Raw genomic sequence first — 10,451 nt, 5'->3', positions numbered from 1 at the left:
TCCAGCCTTCGCGAAGGATTGGGCCGGGGAAAGGGGATCTGGTGGGGAACGGGCGGATGCAGGAGGACGTGGCTGGAACCGTCCCACACGGCGGCTTTGCCGGCGGGGGCCGATCCGCTGCCGCGGATGACGGCGGGCGGCCCGATGCGGCAGCATGATGCCCTGGTCATCGGCGGCGGCTTCTTCGGCTGCAAGGTGGCGCTGGAACTGAAGGCTGCCGGGTTGCGCCATGTGGTGGTGGCGGAACGGGAAAAGCAGCTTCTCAGCCGGGCGTCCTATGTGAACCAGGCCCGGATCCACAACGGCTACCACTACCCCCGCTCCTTCGCGACGGCCAAGCGCTCGCGGGACAATTTCCAACGGTTCTGCCGCGATTACGCCTATGCTGTCAGCAATGGCTGGGACAAGTATTACGCCATCGCCGCCGGGTCCAAGGTCAGTGCTGCCCAGTTCCAGCGTTTCTGCGCCGCCATCGGCGCCACCTGCCAGCCGGCCTGGAGCCGGATCGGCAAGCTGTTCGCGCCGGACCTGATCGAGGATGTGTTCAAGGTCCAGGAATTCGCCTTCGATGCCGCCGCCATCCGCGACCGCGTGCAGCGCGAGCTGGCCGATGCCGGGGTGGAGGTGCTGCTGGGGGCGGAGGCCCGGATCGTGGCGGCCGACGCCGATACGGTACGCCTGACCCTGGGCGGGGAGCCGGCGACGGCCCGCCATGTGTTGAACTGCACCTATGCCGCTCTGGATGCGGTGGGCTGCCGGGTCACCAGCCGCATCAAGCGCGAGCTGACGGAAATGGCCATGATCCGGCCGCCGCCGGAACTGGATGGCCTGGGCATCACCGTGATGGATGGCCCGTTCTTCTCGGTCATGCCGTTCCCGGCCGGGCGCTGCTATTCCCTGAGCCATGTGCGCTACACGCCGCATGCCTCCTGGCACGACGCGGCCGATGCCGCGCCTGCCCCGTTGCGCTCCAACGCCGAATCCATGCTGCGCGACAGCGCCCGCTATCTGCCCGGCCTGGGCAAGGCCGCCTATCTGCGGTCGCTGTTCGAGATCAAGGCCGTCCTGGCCCGCAACGAGGCGGATGACGGCCGGCCCGTGCTGGTGGAGGCCAGCCCGACCAGCCCCCGCATCCTGTCGGTGCTGGGGGCCAAGATCGACAACATCTACGACGTGCTCGACATCATCCGCCAAACGGTATGGGAGGCCTGAGATGAGCGATTCCGGCTCCATCACCGCGGTGATCGCGGTCGAGAGTCAGCTCCCCGATGCGGAGGCGCTGCTGCGCCTGGGCCAGCATCTGGCCGAGCATGCCAGCGATGCCGAGCTGGTCCTGGTGGCCAACGGGGTCGATGACGCCATGGCGCGGCGGCTGGCCGATATGGCCCAGCAACTGCCGGACAGCACGGTCCTGTTCCTGCCCCAGCGCATCGACCCCGACATGGCCTGTCTGGTCGGCATGGAGAACGCCCTGGGCGATCATGTCCTGCTCTGTGCCCCTTGCGCCGTGGTGATGGAGGCCGTGCCCGGATTCCTGGCCGCCGACGGCCGGGCAGCAGGTGAGGGTGGGTCCGACATCCTGTTCGGGGTGTCCGGCCGGCCCCCGCGGGTTGGCATCCTGCGCCGCCGCCTGCAGACCGCCTTTTACCGCCTGTATGACAATCTCAACGGCACCCGGCTGGAATTCGCGCAACTGCCGTTGCGGCTCTATTCGCGGGCGGCGGCCCTGCACATCGTCAGCGCCGCCGACGGGGAGATGCTGCTGAAATCCAGCCTGGTCCCCGGCGGCTTCCCCACACGGCGGGTCGAACTGCCGCTGGAACCCTCCTTCGCCGCGTCGCGCGGGATGCAGGAATCCGTGGGCAAGGCCGTGCGCACGCTGCTCAGCGCCAGCGCCGTCCCCATCCGCATCGTCAGCCTGGGGGCGCTGCTGACCGGCGGCCTGTCGCTGCTGACGGCGCTGTACACGCTGCTGGTCTATGTCTTCAAGGCCGATGTCCAGCCCGGCTGGACCACGCTGTCGCTGCAGCTGTCGGTGATGATGTTGCTGCTGTCGGTGATGTTCGGCCTGCTGGCCGAATATGTGGTGCAGATCCACCGCGCGCTCAGCCCGCGGCGACGGCACGTGGTGGCGCGGGAGATCCGCAGCCCCCTCAGCCGCCGGGCCGCCCGGCTCAATGTTGTCGACCAGACCGGCCAGTACCGGCTGGGGGCGCCGCCGGCCGCGACCGGCGCCGTCCGCGCCAGATAGGAAACGGGACATGCAGCAGCGCACAGCCCTGATCGGCCATACCGGCTTCGTCGGCGGGACCCTGGACCAGCCGGGCCGCTTCACCGACCGCTACAATTCCCGCAGCATCGACGGCATCCGCGGCCACCGCTTCGACCATGTGGTCTGTGCCGGCGTCTCGGCCAGGAAATGGGTCGCGAACCGCGAGCCCGAGGCGGACTGGGCCGGTATTCAGCGCCTGATCGATGCGCTGGACGCCATCAAGGCCCGCAAGTTCACCCTGATCTCCACCATCGATGTCTATCCCGATCCATCCCAGCCGCTGGACGAGACGGCGGTGCTGGACGGTCTGGAGAACCATGCCTATGGCCGCAACCGTCTGCGGCTGGAGGGCTGGGTCCGTCAGCGCTTCCCCCAGGCGCTGATGGTGCGCCTGCCGGCCCTGTTCGGGCCGGGCCTGCGCAAGAACGCCCTGTTCGATCTGCTGAATGACAATCAGGTCGACCGCATCGATCCGGACGGCGTCTATCAATGGTATCCGGTGGAGCGGACCTGGGACGATGTGGAACGCGCGCGGCGCCACGGGCTGACGCTGGTCAATCTCTTCACCGAGCCGGTGCCCATGCGGGATATCATCGCCCGCTTCTTCCCGGATGCGCCGGTCAGGCCCCAGGCAGGGGACCCCATCCACTACCGGCTGAAGACCCGGTATGCCGCCGCCTTCGGCGCCGAGGGGGAGTACAGGCTGCCCGCCGGTGCGGTGCTGGACGGGATCGGCGCCTTCGTCGCCGCGGAACGGCGGCGGGAACGGGACGGCGCATGACCCGCTTCGCCATCTCCAACCTCACCTGGCCGCTGGAGGCCGATGGCGAGGCCCTGCAGGCCGCGCGCGGCCTGGGCTATGCCGGGATCGAGATCGCCCCGGTGAAGCAGTTCGGCCCCCTGGCCGCGGCGTCGGATGCGGATATCCGCGCCTATCGCGCCCGGCTGGAGGGGGAGGGGCTCTGCTGCCCGGCGCTGCAGGGGCTGCTGTTCGGGGTGCGGGGGGCCAGCCTGTTCGGCCCGCCGACGGAGCGGACGGCGCTGGCCGCGGCGCTGACCCGTGTGGCGGAGGTGGCGGCCCTGCTGGGGGCCGGGTCCTGCGTGTTCGGTTCGCCGGCTCTGCGCGATCCTGGAAGCCTGCCGGAGGCGGCGGCGCTGGATCAGGCCACGCGTTTTTTCCAGGCCGTGGGCCGGGTCTTCGCCGACCATGGCACCACCCTGTGCATCGAAGCCAATGCGCCGTTCTACGGCTGCCGCTTCATCCAGCGCACGGACGAGGCGGCGGATCTGGTGGCCCGCATCGACAGTCCCGGCATCCGCCTTCAGCTCGATACGGGGACGCTGTTCCTGATGCGGGAGGACCCGGCGGTGCTGCGCCGCGTGCTGCCCTGGATCGGTCATGCCCATGTCAGCGAACCCGGCCTGGCTGTACTCGGCACCGGCGGCTGCGACCACGGTCCGCTGGGGGCGGTGTTCCGCGGCCTGGGCTATGCCGGCTGGGTTTCGGCCGAGATGAAACAGTGCGCGGACTGGCGGGATGCCATGGCACGCGCCCTCGACCTCATGCGGAGGGACTACCAATGACACGCGCGGAGACGCAGGCCGAGCGTCGGCCGATACCGCCCGGCGGGTTCCGCATGGCCGATGTGGAGGTGCCGGCCCATCGTGTCGATCTGTTCGGCCCCCGGCGCCATACCCACGCCCTGGTGATCCCGGTCATCAACGAGGGCCAGCGTATCCGGGCACAGCTGGAGCGTATCCGCACGGCGGCCCCGTCCGTGGATGTGGTCATTGCCGATGGCGGCTCCAGCGACGGCTCGCTGGAGCCGGGCTTCCTGACCGGGGCCGGTGTGCGCTGCCTGCTGACCAAGACTGGGCCGGGCAAGCTTAGCGCCCAGCTGCGCATGGCCTATGCCTGGTGCCTGGAGCAGGGTTATGAGGGGATCGTCACCATCGACGGCAACGGCAAGGACGGGGTGGACGCCATCGCCCGTTTCGTCCAGGCCCTGCAGGACGGCTATGATCTGGTCCAGGGATCGCGCTATCGGCCCGGCGGGCGGGCGGTCAACACGCCGCTGGACCGCCATATCGGCAACCGGCTGGTGCATGCGCCGCTGGTCTCGCTGGCCGGCGGGTTCTGGTACACGGACACCACCAACGGCTTCCGCGGCTATAGCCGCTGCTTCCTGCTCGATCCGCGGGTGGCTCCGTTCCGGTCGGTGTTCGACCGGTACAGCCTGCTGTTCTATCTCTCCATCCGGGCGCCGCAGCTGAAATACGCGGTGTGCGAGGTCCCGGTGGAGCGCGCCTATCCCCCCAAAGCCAAGACCCCGACCAAGATCAACGGCCTGTCCGGGCGGCTCGCGCTGCTGCGCGAACTGCTGGATGTGGTGGCCGGGAAGTTCCACCCCGCCGCCCGCTAGCAGCGGCTCCGTTTTCCATAGCCAGGGTGTCCCCATGGCCTTCTGCCCTCCCGGCCCCGGGGCTGCCGCCATGACGGCTGATCCGGCGGCGGTGCGCCGACCCTGGCGGGTCCTGATGCGCCGGCTCGGTCTGCTGGCGGTGTTCCTGCTGACGCTCCTTCTGGCCTATCTGCGCAATCCGTTCGCGGTCGATCTGCCGACCATGTATGCCGAGGACGGGATCTGGACAGCCCTGATCTATCGGGAAGGGGCCCTGGCCGCCTATCTGCATGCGCGGCCCGACTATTTCACGGTCGGGAACATCCTGATCCTGCACCTCGCCATCCTCATCAACGGTCTGTTCCATGGCGTGACCGAGGTGGACCACCTGCCCGCCACGATCGGCTGGGTCTCCTATGGATTCTTCGCCGCGGTGTCGTTCTATCCGCTGCTGGCGCTGCGGGCCTACCTGCCCCTGGCGGCGCGGGTCGGGCTGGTGCTGCTGTTCGCCCTGCTGCCCTTCGGCGTCATCGCGGCAGAGGTGTGGGGGCGGGCGCTCAATGCCGGCTACGCCTTCCTGGCCGTGGCCGTGCTGACCGGCCTGTGGCAGATGGCCCTGCCGCGCCGGTCCGGGTTCGACGGTCGCGTTCTCTGGCTGGACCTGCTGCTGCTGCTCTGCTGTGCCACCAATCCCATCGCCATCGCCGTGACATCGGTGCTGCTGGCGGGCCGCCTGATCCGCGGCCTCTCCGGCGGGCATCCGCGGGTCCACGGCAACGATCTTCTGCTGGTGCTGGGTCTGCTGCTCCTCACCATTCCGACGGTCAGCGGGGTTCTGGCCGCACCACGGCCGGACCACGACCAGGCCCTGACCCTGGCCGGCTTCCTGGCGGCCGGGGTGGCACGGCCGCTGCTCTATCCCTTGGTCTTCCCCTTCTATTCCCAGCTGACCCATGGGCTGGTGCTTGGCCTCACCCTGCTGCTGGGTCTGTTCCTGGCGGCCGGGGGGCGCCGGCTGCACGGGCCGGACCGCCGCGGGTACATCCTCACGGTCGGGACGCTGCTGCTGGCCAGCATCGCCACGGCGGTGCAGCGGCCCATGCTGCAACAGTCCCTGGCCGGCTATGTCCACAGCCATCCCGACCGCTATTTCCATGCCCAGAACCTGCTGCTGCTGCTGGCTGTGGTCTGGGCCGGTGTGGCGCTGATCCGGACCGGCCGGGACTGGGAACGGCGTATCGGGGTGCTGGTGCTGGCCGCGCTGGCCGCCACCATGCTGTTGAACCTGCGCACGATCCTGTTCACGGTGGATGTGCCCTGTCCGGCGGTGGCCCGTGGTTTCCATGACCAGCTGCGGGCGGCGGAGCCCGTTCCCGGACAGCCGGACCTGATGGCCGTGCCGATCTGTCCGGACCGCTGGCGCGCTCCCTATCCTACGGCGCTGCGCCCACCCCTGGCCGCGGCCGACTTTTCCGACGGCAACTGGCGCCGCGGCGTCTGGGCCCGTGTGGATGCGCCTGCGGCCGGCTTCTTCATCAACGACCGGGAAAGTGCAGGCACCATCGGACCGGGCACACGCCTGCGCTTGGGCTCCGGAACGGTGCGCACGGTGCGGGCGGTGGAGAACAACCGCCTTTGGCTCGACGGCCCGCCCCTGGACCCGGACCGTGACGGCTATCCCGCCCCCGTCCGCATCCTGGAGCAGAGTGGGGAGCGGAGCGGCTCCTGACCGTCCTGTCCTTGCGATCGGTCATGTTCGCCGGCAGGAATCTGTCGCACCTGCCATGTGGAATGCGGGATTGCACGGACCGGTGCTGTCCATTACCTCCGTAGCTTCTGATCGGGACCGTTTGCGGTCGGTGTGGGCAAGGAACGTGCGGGAATGAGCAATCTGATCGAATGCAAGGTGCTGACGGTTCACCACTGGACCGATACGCTGTTCACCTTCACCTGCACGCGTGAGCCCAGCTTCCGGTTCGAGAACGGCCAGTTCGCCATGATCGGCCTGATGGTCGACGGCAAGCCCCTGATGCGCGCCTATTCCATGGTTTCCGCCAACTATGAGGAGCACCTGGAGTTCCTGTCGATCAAGGTGCAGAACGGCCCGCTGACCAGCCGCCTGCAGCACATCCAGCCGGGCGATACGGTTCTGCTCGGTCGCAAGGCCACCGGGACCCTGCTGCTGTCGAACCTGCTGCCGGGCAAGACCCTGCACATGTTCTCCACCGGCACCGGGCTTGCCCCGTTCATGAGCCTGATCCGCGATCCCGAGGTCTATGAACGCTTCGACCGCGTGGTGCTGACCCACACCTGCCGCACCGTGGCAGAGTTGGCCTATCATGACTACATCACCCAGGAACTGCCGCTGAACGAGTTCCTGGGTGAGAGCGTGGCCGCCAAGCTGACCTATTATCCCACGGTGACGCGGGAGCCCTTCCGCACCCACGGCCGGATCACCGACCTGATCCGCAATGGCCAGTTCTACGAGGAGTGCAAGCTGGCGCCGCTGGACCCGGCCAATGACCGCATCATGATCTGCGGCGGCCCCAGCGTGCTGGCGGAAAGCGTGGAGCTGATCGAAGAGCTGGGCTTTGTCGAGGGCAGCAGCGGCGCCCCCTCCCACTATGTGATCGAGCGCGCCTTCGTCGAGAAGTGAGGGCATCCGGCCAGGGCGTCGCTCCGGGCATTGTCTGGCCGGCGTCGGTATCTGCCTATTTTTTGGGCGTTGTCTAGGCGGGCCTTGCGGCGCCTGGTCTGCATCCGGTCTTCCTGCGCTCACGCACAGGGTTATCCCCAGCCGCGGGGGATGATGCGTTTGTCCGGGGCGTCGACCTGCCCGGTCAACGCCGCTTCGGGCCGAAGCGCTTGCGCGGGGCGCCGCGGAATCCGGCTTTCGCGGCCGCCTTTGCCGGGCGCCGCCGGGCCTTGGAAGCCAGGATCTCGCTCAGCCGGTCGGCCAGGGTGGCCCGGCGGGCCTGAGCTTCGGTCCGGTCGGGATAAAGGCCGGGGAATTTACGGCTGGCCCAATAATACAGGTCGCAGCTGCGCGACAGCTCCTCCAGCGACAGATCGTCCAGCTTGTCCAGGCGCGCCGGCACCACGGCACCGACGGGTACCGGCTGCTCCGTCTCCACCGCCCGGCACAGCTGGAAGAAGAAACGGGCGTCGCCGTCGCGCTCCAGGTCGGCCGGGATGAACAGCAGGGCCAGCTTGTCCTCGAAAGACAGGTCGCGCTCATCCAGGGCGCCGGCCAGCCGGCGCAGCGGCGCCATGTCGGCCACCCGGTAGGGGGACCCGGTGGTGCGGGCGGCGGCGAAGCAGTCCACCAGCAATGACAGCGAATGGCTGCCGATGCGGTCGGCCAGACGGGCCACCATGGCCCGGGTCGGGCGCACCGTCAGCGGTGTGCGGGCGCCGAGGGCGGGATCGGGCCGGTTCAGCTGCATTTCCAGCTGCTGCGGCGTGCCGCGGCCGACGACGCCATATTCACCGGTCTCGTGATGTCCATAGCGGCCGGCGCGGCCGGAGATCTGGCGGATCTCGGCGGCGGTCAGCGGTCGCACCGCCATCCCGTCGAACTTCTCCAGGGCGGTGAACAGCACGCGCCGCACCGGCAGGTTCAGCCCCATGCCGATGGCGTCGGTGGCCACCACCACATCGGCCTCGCCGCTGGTGAAGCGTTCGGCCTCGCGCCGACGCACCTCCGGGGCCAGGGCGCCATAGATGACGGCGGCGCTGAGGCCGCGGGCCTGCACCGTGTCGCGCACCGCATGCACCTCGCGGCGGGAAAAGGCGATCAGGGCGTCGCCCGGCTGCACATCGCTCCAGTCCAGCCGCTGCTCCAGCGCGTGCAGCGGCGCCTTGCGCTCCAGGGTGATGACCTCCAGCTCCTCGCCCAGATGGGCGGCGGCGCGCTCGATCAGCGGCCGCACCTCCGGTGCGCCCAGCAGATAGACGGTGCGGGCCGGTGCGCCGAGCAGCGCCGCGGTCCAGGCCCAGCCGCGGTCGCGGTCGGCCAGCATCTGCACCTCGTCGATGACGGCCACATCCACCGGTGCCTCCGGGTCCAGCATCTCGATGGTGGAGGAGATGTGGCGGGCGTCCGGTACCCGGATCTCCTCCTCGCCGGTCAGCAGGGTGGTGGGGGTGCCATCGCGGTTCAGCCGGTCCATGACCTCCAGCGCCAGCAGGCGCAGCGGTGCCAGGTACAGGCCGCTGTCGGCCCGCTTCAGGGCCTGCATGGCCCGGTGGGTCTTGCCAGAATTGGTGGGGCCGATGACCAGCTTCAGCTTGCGGCCGAGGGCCCGGGCCAGGGGGAACAGCCGTTCGAAGCGGGCGAAGTCGAACTCTGTATTGACGAAGTCGCGGCCGCGGGCCACGGCCCGGTCATGGCGCCAGGTTTCGGCGATCTCGCCCCAGCGGCGCAGGATGTCATTGGGCTGGCGGTTGGTGCGGCAGACCTTGTACAGGCGCTCGGCCAGATTGGCGAAGGTCCAGCTGTCCTCGGCTTCGCCGGCCAGGTCCTGCAGGCTCCACAACCGCTGGGCCACGTCGCCCATGGCCTGGTCCAGGCGCTGGCGCAGCTCCGGATCGGCCAGCAGGCGGTGGCGCAGCGTGTCGTCGTCCAGCCCGGTCAGCTCCTCCACCTCCAGCAGGCGCGACACCTCCAGCCGGATGGGGCCGGGCATGTCGGTCCAGGACAGGCTGTCGCCGGCGCGCAGGCGGACCCGCCCGATAGCCTCGGCGGCCTCGGCCGGGGTCAATTGCACCCCGGTGCCGTCCAGGGCACGCCTGGCCTGCTCCAGCAGGGCGTTGCGGCGTTCCAGCCGGGCCAGGGCCAGCTGGATCTCCAGGATCACGGCCTCCCGCCGTTCCTCCGGCACCAGCAGGTCGCGCCGGCCTTTGGGCAGTGGCAGGCCCAGCGGCACCAGCCCCAGGGCGATGGCATGCTCGACCCGCTCCAGACCGGTCTTGGCCAGGGACATGACCTCGGGGTGGTGGCGGGCCATGGCGTAGACCAGGTCGGGGTCGGCACCGGGAAGGCCGGGAGACTGGGAATCCATCGGACGTGTCCTGCACGATCGGCGGCGGGACCCGCTGGGACGCCCGCGACGAAAAGGAGTGGGACCTGCACCGTGCCGGTCCGCCTCTATATATAGGCATCTGCCGCCCGGGGCACACAGCCTTGTGTGTGCGGGCGCGGGGCCGGGCGCGTCTTTCGCCGTCCGTGGCACCGCTTGTGAATTTCTTCCTCTTTACAGGGTTTATGGGGAGGCCATATAAGCGCGCCTCCCGACGGGCTGCACGGCTGGTTGGGGTGGCGGACCTGGAGACGGGTCTGCGGGATCTTGAATAGAGTAGATAGGTTGGGACTGGGCCTTAAGGGGATCGCAAGTAATTGCGGTTTTGGTTCTGGGCGGCACGCAGTGTTGTTTGGGGCGGGGTTTGGTTCTGGCTTCTGGAATTTGCCCGATATATTGGGCTTCCTGGTCTGATGGCTGGGAAGTGGCGCTGAAAAAACTTCAAAAAAGCGTCACGGCGGTGTTGACAAGTTGGCGCCGCGGTCTTATATCACTGGGCATCGGGCGGCGCTGAGGCGCTGGCCGGTTCTGCCGGAGACGGTGGCGGCGCTGGTTGCTTTGGATGCGATCGGGGTGCTGTGCCGGGTTTCGGACGGGTTCTTGGACAAGTGAAGTTGGTGTTGAGAAGGGATGCGCAGGCGGCGGATCTTTGGTTGGGCCATGTTGGTTCGATTGGGGATGCTGGCGCATGTGCAT

8 protein-coding genes are annotated in these 10,451 nt (G+C 68.8%); 7 read left to right on the top strand and 1 reads right to left on the bottom strand.

Going from position 1 to position 10,451, the window contains the following annotated elements:
- The first annotated feature begins 144 nt into the window (after positions 1–144).
- The 7 genes from DK368_RS20565 to DK368_RS20535 all read left to right on the top strand — a co-directional run bounded on the left by DK368_RS20565 (position 145) and on the right by DK368_RS20535 (position 7,330).
- Positions 145–1,212: an FAD-dependent oxidoreductase gene (locus DK368_RS20565; protein ID WP_114395863.1), complete on the top strand. Its 1,068-nt coding sequence runs from the start codon at positions 145–147 to the stop codon at positions 1,210–1,212.
- Between the two features lies 1 nt (position 1,213).
- The gene (locus DK368_RS20560) at positions 1,214–2,251 is read left to right on the top strand and encodes a glycosyltransferase family protein (RefSeq protein ID WP_114395855.1); all 1,038 of its coding nucleotides are present in this window, start codon (positions 1,214–1,216) and stop codon (positions 2,249–2,251) included.
- 10 nt (positions 2,252–2,261) lie between these two features.
- Positions 2,262–3,053 carry an NAD-dependent epimerase/dehydratase family protein gene (locus DK368_RS20555; RefSeq protein WP_114395854.1) on the top strand — a complete coding sequence of 264 codons (792 nt, stop codon included), beginning with the start codon at positions 2,262–2,264 and terminating at the stop codon, positions 3,051–3,053.
- Positions 3,050–3,856 (top strand): sugar phosphate isomerase/epimerase family protein, encoded by an 807-nt coding sequence (locus tag DK368_RS20550; RefSeq protein WP_114395853.1) that lies wholly within the window; start codon positions 3,050–3,052, stop codon positions 3,854–3,856. Before DK368_RS20555 ends, DK368_RS20550 begins: the two co-directional genes overlap by 4 nt.
- Entirely contained in the window at positions 3,853–4,695 is an 843-nt protein-coding gene (locus tag DK368_RS20545) for a glycosyltransferase family 2 protein (protein ID WP_205028332.1), read from the top strand. The genes DK368_RS20550 and DK368_RS20545 overlap by 4 nt, the downstream gene beginning before the upstream one ends.
- Before the next feature lie 70 nt (positions 4,696–4,765).
- A complete protein-coding gene (locus DK368_RS20540; protein WP_114395852.1) occupies positions 4,766–6,403 on the top strand; it encodes a hypothetical protein in 1,638 nt (545 codons plus the stop codon).
- 153 nt (positions 6,404–6,556) lie between these two features.
- Positions 6,557–7,330 carry a ferredoxin--NADP reductase gene (locus DK368_RS20535; protein ID WP_114395851.1) on the top strand — a complete coding sequence of 258 codons (774 nt, stop codon included), beginning with the start codon at positions 6,557–6,559 and terminating at the stop codon, positions 7,328–7,330.
- A 184-nt stretch (positions 7,331–7,514) separates the two neighbouring features.
- Here the strand turns inward: DK368_RS20535 and DK368_RS20530 are convergent, their stop codons facing one another.
- The gene (locus tag DK368_RS20530; protein ID WP_114395850.1) at positions 7,515–9,737 is read right to left on the bottom strand and encodes a helicase-related protein; all 2,223 of its coding nucleotides are present in this window, start codon (positions 9,735–9,737) and stop codon (positions 7,515–7,517) included.
- Positions 9,738–10,451: the final 714 nt, after the last annotated feature.

The sequence above is a fragment of the Oleisolibacter albus genome (genome assembly GCF_003336875.1).
Classification (GTDB): domain Bacteria; phylum Pseudomonadota; class Alphaproteobacteria; order Azospirillales; family Azospirillaceae; genus Niveispirillum; species Niveispirillum album.
The sequence above is the reverse complement of the archived record's forward strand: the minus strand, read 5'-3'. Positions and strand labels throughout refer to the sequence as shown.

Bases quoted from the DNA above. Each gene is read 5' to 3' on its own strand.
- DK368_RS20565 (WP_114395863.1), top strand. From the start codon at position 145: ATGCGGCAGCATGATGCCCTGGTCATCGGCGGCGGCTTCTTCGGCTGC.
- DK368_RS20560 (WP_114395855.1), top strand. From the start codon at position 1,214: ATGAGCGATTCCGGCTCCATCACCGCGGTGATCGCGGTCGAGAGTCAG.
- DK368_RS20555 (WP_114395854.1), top strand. From the start codon at position 2,262: ATGCAGCAGCGCACAGCCCTGATCGGCCATACCGGCTTCGTCGGCGGG.
- DK368_RS20550 (WP_114395853.1), top strand. From the start codon at position 3,050: ATGACCCGCTTCGCCATCTCCAACCTCACCTGGCCGCTGGAGGCCGAT.
- DK368_RS20545 (WP_205028332.1), top strand. From the start codon at position 3,853: ATGACACGCGCGGAGACGCAGGCCGAGCGTCGGCCGATACCGCCCGGC.
- DK368_RS20540 (WP_114395852.1), top strand. From the start codon at position 4,766: ATGACGGCTGATCCGGCGGCGGTGCGCCGACCCTGGCGGGTCCTGATG.
- DK368_RS20535 (WP_114395851.1), top strand. From the start codon at position 6,557: ATGAGCAATCTGATCGAATGCAAGGTGCTGACGGTTCACCACTGGACC.
- DK368_RS20530 (WP_114395850.1), bottom strand. From the start codon at position 9,737: ATGGATTCCCAGTCTCCCGGCCTTCCCGGTGCCGACCCCGACCTGGTC.